Source organism: Spiroplasma endosymbiont of Nomada ruficornis, assembly GCF_964030795.1.
Classification (GTDB): domain Bacteria; phylum Bacillota_I; class Bacilli_A; order Mycoplasmatales; family VBWQ01; genus Spiroplasma_E; species Spiroplasma_E ixodetis_A.
Genome location: NZ_OZ034962.1, coordinates 323,775 through 342,428, shown reverse-complemented (window position 1 = coordinate 342,428; position 18,654 = coordinate 323,775). Strand labels below are relative to the sequence as shown.

At 23.9% G+C, this 18,654-nt stretch carries 17 protein-coding genes; 7 read left to right on the top strand and 10 right to left on the bottom strand.

From position 1 onward, the window contains the following. Nucleotides 1-36: 36 nt before the first annotated feature. The 8 genes from AAHM79_RS02040 to polA all read right to left on the bottom strand — a co-directional run bounded on the left by AAHM79_RS02040 (nucleotide 37) and on the right by polA (nucleotide 10,183). On the bottom strand, nucleotides 37-858 hold the full coding sequence (locus AAHM79_RS02040; RefSeq protein ID WP_342257986.1) for a hypothetical protein: 822 nt from the start codon (nucleotides 856-858) through the stop codon (nucleotides 37-39). Nucleotides 859-1,220: 362 nt separating this feature from the next. Then, nucleotides 1,221-1,877 carry a hypothetical protein gene (locus AAHM79_RS02035; RefSeq protein ID WP_342257985.1) on the bottom strand — a complete coding sequence of 219 codons (657 nt, stop codon included), beginning with the start codon at nucleotides 1,875-1,877 and terminating at the stop codon, nucleotides 1,221-1,223. Nucleotides 1,878-1,886: 9 nt separating this feature from the next. Next, a complete protein-coding gene (locus AAHM79_RS02030) occupies nucleotides 1,887-3,077 on the bottom strand; it encodes a phosphoglycerate kinase (protein ID WP_339039761.1) in 1,191 nt (396 codons plus the stop codon). Nucleotides 3,078-3,203: 126 nt separating this feature from the next. Continuing rightward, entirely contained in the window at nucleotides 3,204-4,211 is a 1,008-nt protein-coding gene (gap, locus tag AAHM79_RS02025) for a type I glyceraldehyde-3-phosphate dehydrogenase (protein ID WP_342257984.1), read from the bottom strand. A 180-nt stretch (nucleotides 4,212-4,391) separates the two neighbouring features. Next, nucleotides 4,392-5,324: an ATP-binding protein gene (locus AAHM79_RS02020; protein ID WP_342257983.1), complete on the bottom strand. Its 933-nt coding sequence runs from the start codon at nucleotides 5,322-5,324 to the stop codon at nucleotides 4,392-4,394. Nucleotides 5,325-5,369: 45 nt separating this feature from the next. Further along, nucleotides 5,370-6,488, bottom strand: coding sequence for a DnaD domain protein (locus tag AAHM79_RS02015; RefSeq protein ID WP_342257982.1), 1,119 nt, complete (start codon nucleotides 6,486-6,488; stop codon nucleotides 5,370-5,372). Nucleotides 6,489-6,660: 172 nt separating this feature from the next. Beyond that, nucleotides 6,661-7,491 carry a DNA-formamidopyrimidine glycosylase gene (gene mutM, locus AAHM79_RS02010; protein ID WP_252319020.1) on the bottom strand — a complete coding sequence of 277 codons (831 nt, stop codon included), beginning with the start codon at nucleotides 7,489-7,491 and terminating at the stop codon, nucleotides 6,661-6,663. A gap of 67 nt (nucleotides 7,492-7,558) precedes the next feature. Beyond that, a complete protein-coding gene (gene polA / locus AAHM79_RS02005; protein ID WP_342257981.1) occupies nucleotides 7,559-10,183 on the bottom strand; it encodes a DNA polymerase I in 2,625 nt (874 codons plus the stop codon). A 419-nt stretch (nucleotides 10,184-10,602) separates the two neighbouring features. Here polA and AAHM79_RS02000 point away from each other — a divergent pair, with 419 nt between their 5' ends. The 7 genes from AAHM79_RS02000 to AAHM79_RS01970 all read left to right on the top strand — a co-directional run bounded on the left by AAHM79_RS02000 (nucleotide 10,603) and on the right by AAHM79_RS01970 (nucleotide 15,630). Beyond that, complete coding sequence (locus tag AAHM79_RS02000; RefSeq protein WP_338979395.1) at nucleotides 10,603-11,553, top strand: IS30 family transposase; 951 nt, start codon at nucleotides 10,603-10,605, stop codon at nucleotides 11,551-11,553. A gap of 562 nt (nucleotides 11,554-12,115) precedes the next feature. Beyond that, nucleotides 12,116-13,066 (top strand): IS30 family transposase, encoded by a 951-nt coding sequence (locus AAHM79_RS01995; protein ID WP_342257980.1) that lies wholly within the window; start codon nucleotides 12,116-12,118, stop codon nucleotides 13,064-13,066. Between the two features lie 78 nt (nucleotides 13,067-13,144). Beyond that, nucleotides 13,145-13,963, top strand: a complete 819-nt coding sequence (locus tag AAHM79_RS01990; protein ID WP_342257979.1) for a hypothetical protein — start codon at nucleotides 13,145-13,147, stop codon at nucleotides 13,961-13,963. Nucleotides 13,964-14,190: 227 nt separating this feature from the next. After that, nucleotides 14,191-14,523 (top strand): ATP-binding cassette domain-containing protein, encoded by a 333-nt coding sequence (locus AAHM79_RS01985; RefSeq protein WP_342257978.1) that lies wholly within the window; start codon nucleotides 14,191-14,193, stop codon nucleotides 14,521-14,523. A gap of 8 nt (nucleotides 14,524-14,531) precedes the next feature. Continuing rightward, nucleotides 14,532-14,993 (top strand): ATP-binding cassette domain-containing protein, encoded by a 462-nt coding sequence (locus tag AAHM79_RS01980; RefSeq protein WP_342257977.1) that lies wholly within the window; start codon nucleotides 14,532-14,534, stop codon nucleotides 14,991-14,993. A gap of 68 nt (nucleotides 14,994-15,061) precedes the next feature. Then, nucleotides 15,062-15,307, top strand: coding sequence for an ATP-binding cassette domain-containing protein (locus AAHM79_RS01975; protein ID WP_342257976.1), 246 nt, complete (start codon nucleotides 15,062-15,064; stop codon nucleotides 15,305-15,307). A 77-nt stretch (nucleotides 15,308-15,384) separates the two neighbouring features. After that, nucleotides 15,385-15,630 carry an AAA family ATPase gene (locus AAHM79_RS01970; RefSeq protein ID WP_342257975.1) on the top strand — a complete coding sequence of 82 codons (246 nt, stop codon included), beginning with the start codon at nucleotides 15,385-15,387 and terminating at the stop codon, nucleotides 15,628-15,630. 100 nt (nucleotides 15,631-15,730) lie between these two features. On the opposite strand, the gene AAHM79_RS01965 is transcribed toward AAHM79_RS01970, so the two are convergent. Together AAHM79_RS01965 and AAHM79_RS01960 are read right to left on the bottom strand one after the other, a co-directional pair. Next, the gene (locus AAHM79_RS01965; RefSeq protein WP_174480642.1) at nucleotides 15,731-16,003 is read right to left on the bottom strand and encodes a hypothetical protein; all 273 of its coding nucleotides are present in this window, start codon (nucleotides 16,001-16,003) and stop codon (nucleotides 15,731-15,733) included. Nucleotides 16,004-16,213: 210 nt separating this feature from the next. Next, the gene (locus AAHM79_RS01960) at nucleotides 16,214-18,346 is read right to left on the bottom strand and encodes a hypothetical protein (RefSeq protein ID WP_342257974.1); all 2,133 of its coding nucleotides are present in this window, start codon (nucleotides 18,344-18,346) and stop codon (nucleotides 16,214-16,216) included. Nucleotides 18,347-18,654 lie beyond the last annotated feature (308 nt).

Sequence of the window (18,654 nt, the reverse complement as noted above, 5' to 3'; positions counted from 1 at the left end):
TATATGAGAATTTTTTGCAATTTTATTTACTTGCACTTACAAGTATAATTCAGAATTTAAATTTGATTCGATTTTTTTATCTAAATTTAATTTTCCATAAATAGCTAAACTTAAAACATCATTGCACATGCCTAAAATAGTTTTATTTACAAATTTGGCAGTAATTGTTTTTTCAGCAATAGAACCATCTCCACCACCTTTGTAGGGCTTATTTAAATCTAAATTCATATTTGTTAAATCAATTCCATACAAATGTCATTCTTTGGTACTTATTTTGTTTGAATAATGTTTACCCAAATAATAAATTTTTGCTTTTGTATTATTAACATCAATATTAGCTTCTTCTTTCATTTCATTTACTACTGTGGTGTTAAGATCTTTTTTTTCTACTCCCCCAGTAATAGTGCTATATTCACTAATTTGTTTATTTTTAAATAACGGATTATTTTCTTTAACTAGTAAATAATAATATTCATTATCTTTTAAAACATAAGGTAATATTGCAACACCTTTATTATTAGTTCAAGGCTCTTCAACACCACAGTAAAAGTCTTCTTTAATTAATTTTACGAAAGTAGTTCCTTCATTTGTACATGTACCATTAAAAAATGTTGAATTTTTTAAGTTACTATTAATATTTCTTTTTTTATGTTTTTTATGACGATGTTTATAATTAAAAATTTCGGCTTGTTTTAAATTAATTGGTAGTTCTTGTAAATTGGTTAATGATTCTTGTAAGGTTGTTGGGTTAGTTAATGATTTTATTGGCATAGATTGTACTTTTTGTTTTTCATTATGAAATAATGGAATAATTAATATTCATAATTTAAATAAAAAACTTGGATTAAAATATTTCATTTTAACACCCCTTTCAAAATAATAATTATTAATAAAAATATATCTAAAATTATGTATTTATTTTAACATTTTTTTATTTTTCTTAGGATATTTGCTTTTATAATGCTTTGATAATAATAAACATGGTATATAATTTAAAGCAAGATTACTATACTTTTGTAAATGAAATTTAAATGTATATTATAGTTTTATCGCTATAATTACTAGGTTTATTTTTGGTTTGTATTTTAGATAATAGAAATTTATTGAATAATCATTTATTAATAAAAATTAAGTTTAAATTTAATTAAAAATAATAAAAAAAGTATCAATTTTTACCACAAGTGTAAATTTGATACTTAATTAAAATAATTTTATTTTATTTAAAACATTAAATCAGAAAATGGAAAACAAGATTTAAATAGGGTAATATATTTAATAGTTTTTTGTTCATTATAATTTAATTCTGTATTTAATGTCATTAATTGCTTACGAAATTTTTCATAAAACATTGTTCAAAATAATCAACTCATAGTAATAATAAGTAAGCTAAGGAAACTAAAAATTGCTAATATTTCCTTGTTAATATTATTATTTTGAATTGGAATGTAATATAATAAAGCACAAATAATAGTAATAATAACACCATTTATAAAAAATAAATTAATAATTGGTAGAGCTAAATTACTTCATTTTTGAGAATTATTTTTTCACTTAATAACAAGTACACTACTTAAAGTTTGATATTTATTTCAAGTAGTAGTTTCATTAAAATCACGACTTTTTAATTTTAAAATATTTTTTTTAAAATTATAGTTAAGATATTTAAAAGTAAATTTACTTTTAACTATTTGACAATTAATATTTTCATTGGATAATGCTTGTTGATAGCTAGGTTTTAATTTAGTATCATTTTTTTTAGTTTTTAAAATAATAATTAATCAAAAAATAAATTGGAATAATTGAAATATTAAAACCATCGTAATTAAAAATAAACTAATAAGAATAAAAACACTTGTTGTTTGATCTTGAGTAATCATATATTTTCACTATTTATTTTCTATAGCATTAATACCAGGTAAATCCTTACCTTCTAGATATTCTAATGAAGCACCTCCACCAGTTGAAATATGGCTAAATTTATTTTCATATCCAAATTTAACTGCTGCTGCTGCACTATCACCACCACCAATTAGTGTAAATGCACCTTTTAATTGTGAAATAGTTTTACAAATATTTTTTGTTCCATTAACAAAGTTACTCATTTCAAAAACTCCTAATGGTCCATTTCAAAAAACAGTTTTAGCATTAATTAAAGTATTTTCAAATAATTTAATTGTTTTTGGACCAATATCCATTCCTTCATATCCATCATCAATGTTTTCATTATTAGTAATTTTACCTTTGATATCTTTAAATTCCGGAGCAATTACAAAGTCAATAGGTAGTATTAATTTTCCTTTTCCTAATTCAATAATTTCTTTAGCAATATCAATTTTATCTTTTTCTAATAATGAATCACCAATTTTATAATTCAATGCTTTCATAAAAGTATAAGCCATACCGCCACCAACAAGAACTTTATCAGCTTTTGTTAATAATTGTTTGATAACATCAATTTTATCTGATACTTTAGCACCACCAAGTACTGCTATAAAAGGATGTTCTGGATTAACGGTGATTTTATTAAGCATTGTTAATTCTTTTTCAATTAATAAACCAACACAACTATTTTTGATATTAGTAGCAATACCAACGTTAGATGCATGAGCACGGTGTGCAGTACCAAAAGCATCATTAACAAATACATCACCTAAATGTGCTCAATATTTACCTAATTCGGGATTATTAGTAGATTCTTTATTACCATTTAAATCTTCAAAACGAGTATTTTCTATTAAAAGTAATTCTTTGTTTTTAAGATTATTAATAGCTGTTTCAAGATTTGTACCACGAGTTTCATTAATGAATATTACATTTTCTTTTAAGATTTCACTTAGTCTTTTTGCAACGGGCGCTAAAGTATTATTCTCTTTATCAGCTTCAGATTTAATTCTTCCAAGATGTGATAACATGATTATTTTGGCATCTTGATTTTGTAAATACTTAATAGTTTCGATGCTTGCTTTTATTCTTGTATCATCGGTAATTTTACCATTTTCTAATGGTACATTGAAGTCAAAACGAACAATAACTTTTTTATTTTTAAAATCAAGATCCTTTAATGTTTTTTTATTCATATAATTTTCATCTCCTTTTTTCATATTATAATTTTAATATATTTTTAAAGCTATTAATAAAAATGCATCTTGTAATTGGTAAGATGCATTTTTGTAGTTTAATATTTTAATTAAACTATTTAAAAATTATTTTAGCTTTGCTAAGTGTATTACTGTTCTTACTAATTGCGATACATATGACATTTCATTATCATATCAAGCAAAAACTTTAACAATTTGTTTGCCTTCAACTTCAATAACTTTTGTTAATGTTGCATCAAAAACTGAACCAAAACTTGAACCAATAATATCAGTTGAAACAATTGGATCTTCATTATAAGCAAATGATTCGCTACTATGTTTTTTCATTGCTGCATTAACTTGTTCAACAGTAACATTTTTCTTTAATTCAATTGTTAAATCAACAATTGAACCAGTAATAATTGGAACACGCATTGCTGAACCATCTAGTTTTCCTTTAACAGAAGGGATAACTAAACCAATAGCTGCAGCAGCACCTGTAGCTGCAGGAACAATATTAGACATAGCACTACGTCCTCTTCTAAAATCTGAATGTTCTAAGTCTAGTAAACGTTGGTCATTAGTTGCAGCATGAACTGTTGTCATTCATCCCTTAATAATTCCAAATTCTGATTCTAGAGTATGAACAACAGGAGCAAGACAATTAGTAGTACATGAAGCACCAGAAATAATATTATCAGTACTTTTTAGAATATCATGGTTAACATTATAAACAATAGTTTTTAAGTCTCCTTTAGCGGGTGCTGAAATCACAACTTTTTTAGCTCCAGCATCAATATGTGCTTGTGCTAATTCTTTTGTTGTAAAACGTCCAGTTGCTTCAATTACGATATCAACATCATTGGCTTTTCATGGTAATACTTTTGGGTCTTTTTCTTGACAAACTTTAATTATTTTACCATCAACATTAATAGTATTTTTTGATTTGTCTGCTTTGATTTTTCCATGTTTTCAAGTTCTATGTGCTGAATCATATTGTAATAGATATGCTAGAGCTTCTACATTTCCTAAATCATTGATAGCAACAATATCAATTTCTTTTTTGTCAAATAATTGACGAAAGGCAAGGCGGCCAATGCGCCCAAATCCATTAATTGCAATTTTAATTGCCATTATTAAGTCACTCCTTTTATGTGTTTGTTTTTTATATTGATTAATGACTAGGTATATTATAAACAAATATTGTGAATATTTGTCATAAAATATGGATTTATTTATAAAACATTTATTTTATTAGTAAATTATTTCCTTTATTTTAATTATAGTTTTCATTATTTTATTTTTTTATGAAATTTATATTGGTATATATTCTATTTCATTATTAATATTGTCAATATTATTATTATTTTCAATGGTAGTTTGTGATTCTTCAATAGTTAATTCAATTGGTATAGTTAAAGTTTGAATACGTTCTAATAAACGTTTAACTTTAATTTCTTCTGATTTACTATTTTTTAAATAATAATGTTGATATAGTTCACTAATACTATAGTTAGAATTAATAAATGTAGTTTTTAATGGTAAAATTCGTGCATTAAGAATACTAAATAATAATTCATCACGCTCTCAAGCGCTAACAGTTTCACCGCCTAAATCATCAATAAATAATAAGTCACATGATTTTAATTGTTCAATTTGCTGATTAGTATCAGTATCATTTTTAAAACTTTTTTTAATGTCCATAACAAATTCAGGTCATACAATAAAACAAACAGTTTGATTTTTTTGAATTAATTTATTTGCAAATAAGATAAAAATAAAAGTTTTGCCACTACCTGTGTCACCATATAAGTATAAACCTTGATAACTTTTGTGTTTTAAAGATTGATGTAAATACTGGATGATTTCTTTTCTTGCATTAGTTGAGGCATTAAAATTTTTACTTCATGAAAGTGATAAAAGTTTATCATCATAGTATTTAATTAAAAAATTATTATGTACTTGTTGTTGGACAGATCTATTAATAGAATGAAGACAATCCGTTAGTACTAAACTTATTTTTTGATTAGGTAACATTACTAGTTTATAACGATATCCTTTAACATTTTGTAGACATTTGCTAAGATTCTCTCGTTTTTTACATAAATTGTAGCTATCAATATAAGTTTTTAATAAATCAACATATGGTTCTAGTTTGCTGTTAGTTAAGTTGTTTTTTTTAATAAAGTCATGAAGTTCAGCATTGTTAATGTTTTTTTGTAAGATAGTTGTCGCTTTAAGTTTCATGATAATCATTTCCTTACTTAATAATAGTGTCTTTTAATAATTAAATTAATGGGCATCAAATTCCTTTAAAATATTCTTTATTTCTTCTTGAGTTAATTTTATATCTTTTTTAAGATTATCAACCTTATATTTTTTAATTAATTTTTTATTGAAATTATTTGTTGTTGATTGTTCTGTAGTAGATCATAATGATTCTTGTTGAAATTGTTGCTGTGGATTTTTTTTGCTACGAGCATAAGCAAGTTTTAAATGAGATAAAGCATCATCAATACTATTAATTTGATTTTCTTGAAAGGTTTCAGCAATTTTAATAATATAGTTTGGTTCTAAACGTTTATTATTTTTAAATCAAACATATTCAATTAAGCAGTTAATTACAGCATTATTTAATTGAAAGTTATTAGTTAATATTTCTAATGTTGTTTTTAATTTATCAGTTGGTATTTTACCAGTTAAATTTTTTAAATATTCTTCAGGTAATTTTTGTTGCATTAAATTTAATGTGGTATTAATAACATCAGAATTATCTTTAGATATAATTGTATTACCATTAGAATTTAAATTAACTTTCATAGTATTAATTTGATTTTTATTTTGAAATGAATAAATTGGTCTAGAAATTGATGTTTGCTCTTGTTTAGCATAAATATTATTAAGTGCTGTTTTTAATTTTAAAGATTGAGGGATAGTATTTTCCTGTTGACTAATATTAACATAATTTTCTGTAATTTCAATATCATTTTTCAAAAAATAAAATTTTTGTCTTTCGTAATTTAAAGTTCCTAATTGTTTAAGTAGTTCTGAGTTTAAATGGGTATTAGCAAAAAAATCATCAGCAGATAAGGGAGAACACAATTGATAAATGTAAGTAGATTTTAAAGAATAGTAGTAAGTATTAATAAGGTTAACAGATTCAAGTTGTTGGAAAGCAACAAGTAATTGAGTGGAAGTTATTTTTAATAAAGATTTAATTCGTCCATGATTGAAATCAAGATTAATACGTTTTGTTAATAACTTTTCTTGAACTAAAGTTAAATATAAATTTATTGCTTCAATACCAATTATTGGTTGATATAACATAAATAAAATTTGGTAATCTTCGTTACTAATATATTCTGATTGGTTCAACTTAAAAATATCAATATCATTTATTGTTCTGTTCATATTCATTCCCTAACTTTCTTTTTACTATCCATTTCTTTCATGGTATGATAATTATATGCACATAAAGAATATAAATAAAGTGAAATGATTAAAACACATACTTATCCACATTTATTCCACTTTTGTTATTAAAAATATTCTTTATTAATATATACTTTTGAGTTTTCCACAGTTAATATTTAATTTGACAGTGATTACAAAAGTAAGTTCCACGAAGGTTTATTTTTATTTTTTTAATAATAGTATGGCATTTAAAACAAGGCATTTTTGCTCTAGTATGAACTTGTAATTCTTGTTGATAGTAACCTGTTACACCAAGGCTTGAAGTATAACTACTAATTGTTGATCCACCAAGTTTTATTGATTTATCAAGCACAAATCTTGCTTTATTAATGATTTCTTGTAATTGTTTAAGTGTTAAATTTTTAGTAATACTTTGCGGATGAATACTAGCATAAAATAATACTTCATCTGCATAAATATTTCCTAAACCACTCATAACATTTTGTTCTAATAATGTTGCTTTAATACTTTGACTTTTATTTTTTCATTTATTTTTTAAATATTCAGCAGTAACATTTTTATTAAAAGGTTCTGGACCAATATTAATATAAGGTTTTATGTTTTGATATTCATTTTTAGTTTGCAAATGAAAGGTTCCAAACTGTCTTGTGTCATGATATCTTAATTCGTATTTATTGTCTAATTCTAATATTAATAAGACATGTTTTCAATTTATTGATTGATTATTTTGTTGAAAATAATATTTTCCTTCCATTCGTAAATGACTTAATAATACATAATCATCTAATATAAATATTAATAATTTACCAACTCTTTGAACATCATTAATTGTTTGTCCAATAATTTGTTTTGTGAATTGTTCAATACTTGGTGTTTTGATAATTTTATTTAAAAGAATTCTAACACCAATAATTTTATGATTAGTTAAAAGTGGTTGTAAAGTTTTGCGAACAGTTTCAACTTCGGGTAATTCTGGCATTTTTATTTTCCTTCCAATAAAATATAATAAACTAATTTGTTTTAAATATTAATAAATTTTTAAAAATTTATTTTAATTCAAATCAGTTATCACCAATACTAGTATTAATTAATAAGGGAACTTTTAATTTAGTAACATTAGACATAATTTTAGTAATTTTAGTAATAACATCATTAACTTTATGATCTTCAACTTCAAAAATTAATTCATCATGAATTTGTGCAATTAATATTGCATCAATATTTTGTTTTTTTATTTCTTCATAAATTTTATTCATTGCTAATTTTAAAATATCAGCAGCACTACCTTGAATTGGCATGTTCATTGCTATTCGTTTACCAAAATTTTGAATCACCTTATTTTTATTTGTAATTTCCATTACTTCTCTTCTACGATTAAAAATTGTTTGAACATATCCATTTTTTTCACAAAAATCAATTATATTATTAATATAACTTTTAATTTTTGGAAAAACTGAAAAATATTTATTAATAAATATTTTAGCATCTTCAACTTTAATTCCTATTTGTTGTGATAAACCAAAACTAGAAATGCCATAAACAATGCCAAAATTAATAGCTTTTGCATTTTGTCTTTGTTCGTTAGTAACTTCTGCTAAAGGTATATTTAATATTTTACTTGCAGTTTCGCGATGAATATCATGCTTTTGTTGAAAAGCTTTAATTAAATTTTCATCTTCACTAATATGAGCTAATATTATTAATTCAATTTGCGAATAATCACAGGATAGTATTTTAGTATGTGGTTTGCTTGGAATAAAGATTTTGCGAACTTCTCTTTGTTCTTTATCGCGAATACTAATATTTTGCATATTAGGATCTAATGAAGATAACCTGCCAGTACTGGTTTGTACTTGATTATAAATGCTATGAATTTTACCATCATCAAAAATATATTTTTGTAAACCAAGTAAGTAAGTGGAATATAATTTTTGTAATTTACGATATTCTAAAAGAATATCGATGATTGGATGTTGATTTTTTAAACTAATTAAAACTTCAAAAGCAGTACTACCTTTTTTATAATTAGGTAATTTTAATTCTTTAAATAAGTATTCACTAATTTGTTTTGGTGCATTTGGATTTAAATTACTATTACTTTCTTTTTTAATTTGTAATTCTAAATCTTGGATTTTTAGTAAAGTTTTATCAGTTAGTAGTTTTAATTTTTTTTGATCAATGTTAACACCATTACACTCCATATTTACTAATACAAAAGCAGCAGGTAGTTCAATCTCTTGATATAAATTTCAGTTATTAGTATCTTTTAATTTTTTTATAAGAATGAGATGAGAATCTGTTAAAAAATTTAATTTTTTTTCTAAAAAAATAGCTATTTCTTTTTCATCATTGGGAATATTTTTTTTAATACCTTTGCCATAGAAATCATCAGCGCTTAAATTATCTTTAACATTGACATTGAGCATAACAGCAATGTTTTCTGGTAATATTTTTTCATTAGCATAAAGAAGGTAAGCAGCTAACATATGGTCGAAAATAATATTATTTATTATCAATTTTAAACGTAGTCCTGCGATAATAACCTTTTTTAAATCTCAAGTTATTTTTTGTAGTTTTTTATTTTGTAAGAAATGTTGAAAATTAGGACAATTAATTGCATTAATTTTATTAATATAAAATGTTCCTTTTTCATTTTTAATACCAAAACCAATAATATTATCACGATTATAATTATCACCAAAAATTTCTAATCATAAGTAATTTGAATCACAATTTCATTCTTGATTTCACTTATTTATAATTTGAACGTGAGATGTACTATTTTTATTAGTTTTAGGATTAGTGTCTTGTGTTAATAAAGAGTTCATATTATATTGTTTGTAAAAGTCTTGTAACTTTTCATTATTTAAATTTTCAACATTATAATTAAACGTTTCTAAATTACCAGTAATTGGTGTATTTAAATTAAGTTGTGCTAGTTGTTTACAAATAATACCATTATTAAAGTTAAGTTTAATTAGTTTACTAACATTTGGTTTTAATTGTTCTACATTTTCAATAATGTTTTCTAATGTGTCATATTCTTTTAATAAACTAATAGCAGTTTTTTGACCAATTCCTTTAATGCCAGGTAAATTATCAGAACTATCACCCATTAATCCCTTTAAATCGGTAACTTGATAAGGTAATAATTCATATTCTGATTGAAATGTAGAAATAGTAATAACCTTTAAATCACTCATCCCTTTTTGTGGATTAAGAATTTTAATATTGTTATCTAATAGTTGTAATAAATCTTTATCACTACTCATAATATCAATTTGATAATTACTAGCAACTTTATTTTTAACAATGCTGCCAATAATATCATCAGCTTCATAATTATTTATTTGTCCCCAAGGAATTTGTGCTAAGTCTAAAAATATTTTAACTAAATTCAATTGTTCAATTAACTCAACCGGAGTTTCACTTCTTTTTCCTTTATATGTTGCTAAAGTTTCATGACGAAATGTTTTACGACCAGCATCAAATGCAACCAAAACACTAGCATAGTTGTTAGATTTTAAGTACTTAATCAACATTCTAATAAAAGCATAGACGGCATTAGTTGGAATACCCTGTAGCGAATGTAGATTAACTCCTTGGTATGCAGTAGCATAATATGCTTTAAATAATAAATTGTTACCATCAATAATTAATGCTTTTTTCATTTATTCACCTAATTTCATAAAACTATTATAACAATAAGTAAGTATAACTTCATATAAAATTAAAAAATTAGCATATAAAAAAAACAAGATTTTTTTCTTGCTATCGAACAATAATTAAGTTACAGATTTAATTGTGTAGAAAACATTATAAATATAAGGTTTTAGGGTTAATTTTAAGAGAATTATTATATTTATAGTGATTAGAGTTCTGTAACTTAAGTATTTAAATATTAAGGATATTTATAAATAGATCCTTAACTTTTATTATAACATTCAATTTTTAATTTTTAAATTCATTTTTTCTTTTTTATATATGCTGAATTATACTTGTAAGTGCAAGTAAATAAAATTGCAAAAAATTCTCATATAAAAATTTCATAATGCTAAATTTAGTTTAGAAAAAAGTAAGGAGTTTTTATATGAGTTATAAACATCTTGGCATAGATGAAAGGATTTATATTGAGAATCAATTGAAATTTAAATTTAAAATTAGTGAAATAGCTAAAAATCTTAATCGAAGTATTAGTACTATTATTCGAGAAATTAATAGAAATAAAGATAATAATCATTATTTTTCATTAATTGCACAAAATAAAGCTGAAAATCGAAAACAATCACATATTAGTTTTCATAAGTTTAAAAATAAGAATTTAGTAAAATATGTACAACAAAAATTACTATTAGGTTGATCACCTGAACAAATTTATGGCAGAATTAAAAATTTTCATAAAGAGTGAGTTATTAGTTTTAAAACAATTTATACTTGAATTTATTTTGGAATGCTTGATAAAGTTACTAGTAAAAATTTAAGAAGAAAAGGTAAAAAACGAAAATCTAAAGAAAATCGTGGCAAGTTTAATGGTAAATCAATTAAAGAACGAGATATAAATGTTAATGATCGTATAACACTTGGTCATTGAGAAGGAGATACTATAGTATCATCACGAGGTAAAAGCAAATCATGTTTAATAACTTTAGTTGAAAGAGTATCACGATTTACTTTAGCAATATTAGTTAAAAACAGAACTACTAAAGTTATTAATAAAAATGTCAGTTATTATTTATCAATTCTTCCTAAAAACATTGTTAAAACTATTACTTTTGATCGTGGCAAAGAATTTTCAAATTGACAACAACTTGAAAAAAATTTAGATGTAAAAATTTATTTTGCCAATCCATATTCACCTTGACAAAGAGGTACTAATGAAAATACTAATGGTTTAATTAGAGAAAAATTTCCTAAAAAATTTATTTTTTCAAAAACTAATAAAAATGAAGTTCATAAATTTATATTGTCTTTAAATCAAAGACCGAGAAAAATACTAAATTATCTTTCACCAATCGAATATTTGGATAGAAAAATAATTTAGTTGCACTTACCTTTACAATTTAGCATATAAAAAACAAGAGCTTTTCAGCTCTTGTCTACACAAGAATTATTGCTAAGGTAATATGTCATTTATAAAAAAAGGGGGGGTTATTTATAAATAAAACTTAAGGTTATTGGGGTTATAGAGTTTAAATTAGAGGTTTTAGATTAATTTTAAATTTTTTATATTTAAAAATATTATAATTGAATAATGTTTTGACATATTACCTTAATTTTAAAGGACCTAGGCTATCTAAATCCTTATAAGAATAATAACAAATAATATTTAAATTGCAAGGAAATTTGTTATTATATGTCATTATTTAGTGATAATTTCCTATTAGTTATCGAGCAAAAATTTCCCAAAAGTAAAGTTAAATATACTTGGTGATAAATATGGAAAGAAGCATGACTATGAAAGAAAAATATAAGTTTAATATTATAAATGACATTATTATTGCTGAATTATACTTGTAAGTGCAAGTAAATAAAATTGCAAAAAATTCTCATATAAAAATTTCATAATGCTAAATTTAGTTTAGAAAAAAGTAAGGAGTTTTTATATGAGTTATAAACATCTTGGCATAGATGAAAGGATTTATATTGAGAATCAATTGAAATTTAAATTTAAAATTAGTGAAATAGCTAAAAATCTTAATCGAAGTATTAGTACTATTATTCGAGAAATTAATAGAAATAAAGATAATAATCATTATTTTTCATTAATTGCACAAAATAAAGCTGAAAATCGAAAACAATCACATATTAGTTTTCATAAGTTTAAAAATAAGAATTTAGTAAAATATGTACAACAAAAATTACTATTAGGTTGATCACCTGAACAAATTTATGGCAGAATTAAAAATTTTCATAAAGAGTGAGTTATTAGTTTTAAAACAATTTATACTTGAATTTATTTTGGAATGCTTGATAAAGTTACTAGTAAAAATTTAAGAAGAAAAGGTAAAAAACGAAAATCTAAAGAAAATCGTGGCAAGTTTAATGGTAAATCAATTAAAGAACGAGATATAAATGTTAATGATCGTATAACACTTGGTCATTGAGAAGGAGATACTATAGTATCATCACGAGGTAAAAGCAAATCATGTTTAATAACTTTAGTTGAAAGAGTATCACGATTTACTTTAGCAATATTAGTTAAAAACAGAACTACTAAAGTTATTAATAAAAATGTCAGTTATTATTTATCAATTCTTCCTAAAAACATTGTTAAAACTATTACTTTTGATCGTGGCAAAGAATTTTCAAATTGACAACAACTTGAAAAAAATTTAGATGTAAAAATTTATTTTGCCAATCCATATTCACCTTGACAAATAGGTACTAATGAAAATACTAATGGTTTAATTAGAGAAAAATTTCCTAAAAAATTTATTTTTTCAAAAACTAATAAAAATGAAGTTCATAAATTTATATTGTCTTTAAATCAAAGACCGAGAAAAATACTAAATTATCTTTCACCAATCGAATATTTGGATAGAAAAATAATTTAGTTGCACTTACCTTTACAATTTAGCATTTATGAATATTTTTTTGAGAAAATAAAAGATAAAGATAATGGTTCTTGCATTGTGACTAGAATTTATTTTAGTAATGATGAGATATGAGAAAAGATAGTATATATTAATAATAAAGAAACTGATGTTGAACAAAAAATAATAGAACAATATGGAGTTTATTTTTGTAAAAAAGAACTTTTAGAAGAAAGTCAATTCATAAAAAATGAAAATGATAAGCAAGTAGTTATTAGAAAAAAATCTATTTTAGATTTTAAAAATAAAGAAAATATTAATGGTGTCAATAATAATGATGAAAAGATTAAAGAAAGTAAAAATACTTTAGGTAAACGATTAGGTAGGTGAGTTGGAAAATTTTTTATTTTTGCCTTTGAAACTTTTATTTTTGGTGTTGTTTCAGGAATTATTTCTGTTCTTGCACTTAAAATTTCTTTTGCAATGGCGCTTTGTTGATGAACTCCTGCGGCTTTAGGAATAGCAACACTTACTGCTTTGCCTATAGGTTGATGTGTAGTTTTAGCAATTGTAGCAGTATTAGGTGTTCAGATACTAAAAGAATATGGAATTAAACCTTTATTAAAAAAAATGTGAAACTTGGTGGAATTAAAAAAAGCAAAAAAACTAGAAATGGAGGACTTAAAAGAAATAGATTTTCATAATATCAATTCTAGAGTTTTAAAAAACTATTTAAGTTCTCAAAAAAACATACCTTTTGATGAAATTAGACCAAGTTTTGAACAAAATATTAATATAATTAAAAATAGAAAATTGTCTCATCAAACTCAAGAAAAATTTGATGCAAAGAGTATTAATAATATTCCAATTTCAGCTAATACTTGAAATAAACATTTTACTTTATTTCAACATAATTAATAAGTTAACAATTTTGTTGATAATAATAAAATTTTAATCTATAAAATTAATACTATTTTCTCTTTTCTCTTATTTTATGGCTAATATTCATGTTATTATTACTAAGTAATTAAAAAAATATTAATGAGGTATAAGATGAGTATTGTCACAATTGAGAATTTAACACATGCTAATGGTGGAAAAGTTTTATATAAAAACGCCACTTTACAAATTAATAAAGGTGAAATGTGGCATTAATTGGTATGAATGGTGTTGGTAAAACAACATTATTAAATATTATTAATGGAACAGTATCTGCAGATCATATTAATTTAAATATTCATCCTAAAATTAAAATTGGGTATTTGGATCAACATCAAGAGGTTAATTTAGAATTAACAGTTTTACAATATTTGCGTGAAAGTTATCAAAAACTTTTTGAACGTGAACAACAAATGGAAAACTTATATGCAGAAATGGCTAATAATTATAGTGAAGAGTTATTAACGAAAGCAATGAAAATTCAAGATGAATTGACACACCAAGGATTTGATACTATTAGTAAAAAATTGGTCGTTTAGTTGATGGATTGGGTATTAATTTACAGCTTTTAGAACAAACTTTAGGTAGTTTAAGTGGTGGTCAAAGAGCAAAAGTGTTATTAGCAAAATTATTATTAAATGAAGATGATTTTTTATTACTTGATGAACCAACTAATTTTTTGGATATTGAACAAATTAATTGATTAGCTAAGTTTTTACAAAATTACCCTAGTGCATTTTTATTGGTGTCACATGATCGTAATTTTATTAATACAACATGTAATATTATTTTCGATATTGATAATTATATGATTACTCGTTATGTTGGTAATTTTGAAAGTTTTTTAGAACAAAAAAGTTTACATCATCGTCAATATGAATCAGCATATTCAAATCAAAAGAAATTAATTGAAAAATTAGAAACTTATATTAGTAAAATGCAGCACGTGCTTCAACTGCTAAAAGTGCTGAATCAAGAAGAAAACAATTATCTAAAATTAATGTTTTAGAAAAACAGCAAATCCAGTCTCCTCCAAAGTTTTATTTTAAGTATTATAAAACAACGAGTTCAATTGCTGTGCAAGCTAAAAACCTTGAAATAGGTTATCATAAACCATTAATTAAGCCACTTACTTTTGTTATTAAGACTGGTAGTAAGTGAGTTGTTAAAGGGTATAATGGAATTGGTAAAACTACTTTCTTGCAAACATTAGCTGGTAATATTCCAGCAAGTGCTGGAAATATTAATTTAGATGATCGAATGCAAGTAGCATATTTTCATCAGACTGAAGTAATGACTAGTACTACTCATTTAATTATTTAAAAGAGTTAGATATTAAATTAAATGATGTTGAGATTAGAAGAATTTTAGCAAGTTTTGGCTTGCGTAGTAATTTAGTAATGAAACCAATGAACTTACTTTCTGGTGGTGAACAAACTAAGGTTAGATTAGCAGCATTGGCATTAAAACCTTACAACTTATTAATTTTAGATGAACCAACTAATCATATTGATGTTTTAGCTAAAGAGTCTTTATTAAAAGCATTGCAAGAATTTGAAGGCACTGTATTATTGACAACTCATGATACTAATTTTAATAATAGTTGAGTTGATGGTGTTTTAGATTTTGAAAAATTAACAAATTAGTGAAATTAAAATAGTTATTTTTAATATTTAATTTATACATTTAAACAAATAAAAAAACTTATAACTAAATCTTAGTTATAAGTTTTTTTATTTGTTTAAATTATCCTTTACGATTACGGTCGTCACGGTCTCGTCTGCTAAATCCACCACTGTTTCCTCAACTAGAATCACCACGGTCAGAACGTGGTCTAAAGTTTCCACGATCAGAAGAATTTCTATCCCCTTGTGTTCTTGCTCCACGTTCAGCAAAACGTTTTTCACGTTCTTCTGTGATTTTTACAAGTGTTGTTAAACTTGCATTAATAGTAATTACTGTTTCTTTTAAAACTTTAATTTCTTCTAATAATGCTTCGATTGTTTGATTGTTTTCCATTAACAATGCCTCTTCTTTCTGGCGCCTAATTGATAAATCTGATAATAATATCTGATATAATGAGATTAATAAGCACTTAATTAAGTATAGCATTAAAATTAAAATTGTATAGTATATAGTCATATATTTTATAGTTAAAAATAATTATTATTATGATAACTATTATTTTTTATTAAATATCTAGTCAATAATATTATTAAAATTAGTTTTTTATTTTACTAAAGTAATACTTTTAAATTTAAAAGTACGTATACCTTGAAAATCAATTAAATTTTCAATATCAATAGCAGTGATAATAAAATGATATGTAGTGTTTTTAATTTTATATGTAAAATCATATTTTAAATTAATTGTTTCAATATTATTGATGGTAGTTTTAGTCATAGTAATATTAGAAGTATTACCTATTTTTTTATTAATGCCGGTTGTGTTATCAGCATCAAAATAAACTTCATAGTTATCTTTAATTCATTGATTATTATTAGCAGTAATAATATTTTTAATTCCTAATTTATGACTTTCATCAGTAGTACCCAGTAATAAATTTAAAATATTATTTAGTTGACTGTGTGGTTCAAGCATAGTTTTTTGTAAAATGTCCAGTATTGAACCTTGAGTAAAAGTTGGATATTCTGGATCATCTTTATTAATGTGCCCACCTAATGATTTATATAATTCTTCGACATCGGTTGCTGTTACATCACTTTTATTAATTATGTTTTTTAGAGTAACAATAGTATCATTTTTAAAAATTATTAAGAGACCAGTAGTATTATTAAATAAAAAATTCTCTAAATCTTGTAAATCAATATTAATACCTTCATTACCTGGATATTGTTCTGAAATTTTGGTAATTAGATCAGTAATGCTATCAATAGTATTTTTAACACTATCTGTATTAATGGCTTTAATAATGGTATCAATTAAGTCATCAGGTTTATACATTTCATCACCAATCAGTCCTCCTAAAGTTAAATTTACCGGTAAAGAAGTTGGTTTTGGTATTGTTAAATTAAGTTTAAGATCATAAAGAAATGTATCAAAACCACGAGTTTCTGCTGTAGTTTTACCAAATATGGTTAGAAGTATTTGTTTTAATTTTTCTGGTTGGCTAATTAAAGATTTTATAGTATTAATAATATCAAGTAAATTATAGCTACCAGCACTTGGCTTTGATGGATAACCATTACCAATTGTTAAGTTTTTAACACCTTCAGTAATATCTGGCATATCTAATATTCATTTTTTAATAACAGGAATAATTGCTTCAATAATTGTTAAGATATAAAGTGGGTTAGTTAAAAGATAGGGAAGGTATCTTTCTATATCAGCAAAAAAACCTTTATCATCAAAATGAACTTTTATGTTACCTGTATCCAGTCAACTTCCATCAAGTGTTATATGTTCTGAAAGAACGCCACCTAAATATCGTGGACTTTTACCATCTTTACCAAAAATTTTATTGTCTTCACTCATTTTTCAAAACAAGTAATTAATTAAAGTGCCACCATGATATAAATCATAATCTTGTTTTGACTTTCAATCACTTACTTTGTGACCAGGAAGTTGACCTAAAGTTGGACTTATTTTTCATCTTTCTCCATTATTTCAAGCGCTATAAGGTTGACCACTATCATCTTTTCAATTATTCATAAATTTAATTAATGTTTCTTCATCAGTGGGTGTAGAAGTTTGTTGATCAGATCAACTGCCATTGACTAAATTACCAAATATTCTAGTTAGCGGATTTAAAAAATTAGGACCATAGTTATTAATTAAATTAGCAACTAATTGTAATCCAGCTGGTAAAGTGCTTAAGTCACCTTGTAATGATTTTAAAAAACTAGAAATGGGGTCCATACCAGCACCTACAACTATATTTTCTAATTGTGGGTTAGCCATAATTGATATAGTTCTAATATAATCAAGTGATGAAAAAACATCATTAACTTGTTTTTTACTATTGATGGTTTTAGTTAATTCACCTGTTCCAGAAGCTTTAAAAAAATTATCAGGATCAAAATTATTTACATCAATTTTTCCATTTTCCCCTCAACGTGTTTGTAAATCACCTCAATTATCTAAACTAGTATTTTTAGTTAAATTATTAATACTATTATTTTTAATTTTTCCCATAATATCATCATTAGTACTACTAGTATCAGCACCTAACTCTTTTGACATAACCATACTTTTAATTAAAGCAGAAGTTTGGTCAGCAAAACTTTTAGCGATACTATTAGTTACACGGTTAACATAAAAATTAAAGGTACAAGCTGATAGAGGTAAAATAGTGGCACTTGCTATTAAGATAATTCCTAACTTGGTAAATACTTTTTTCATAGCAGTTCTCCTTAAATAAAGTGTTATTTTTGTCAATTTTATTTTACTAAAATTTAATACATTTAACTCTGAAAATAATTAAATTCATTTCTTACAAATTGTATCATTAGTTATTTTAATTTTAAAATTTATTTAAATAAACAATTTAAATATGGTAATATATCAAACAGAGAAAAATTAAACATTATAAAAAATATCTATTATTTATTTTAAAATTATCCTATATATTAATTTTGTATAAGTGTGATATTATTAATCCATATGTGAACTTAATAATTAAAATTAAATGTAAAATTTTAATTTCAGGA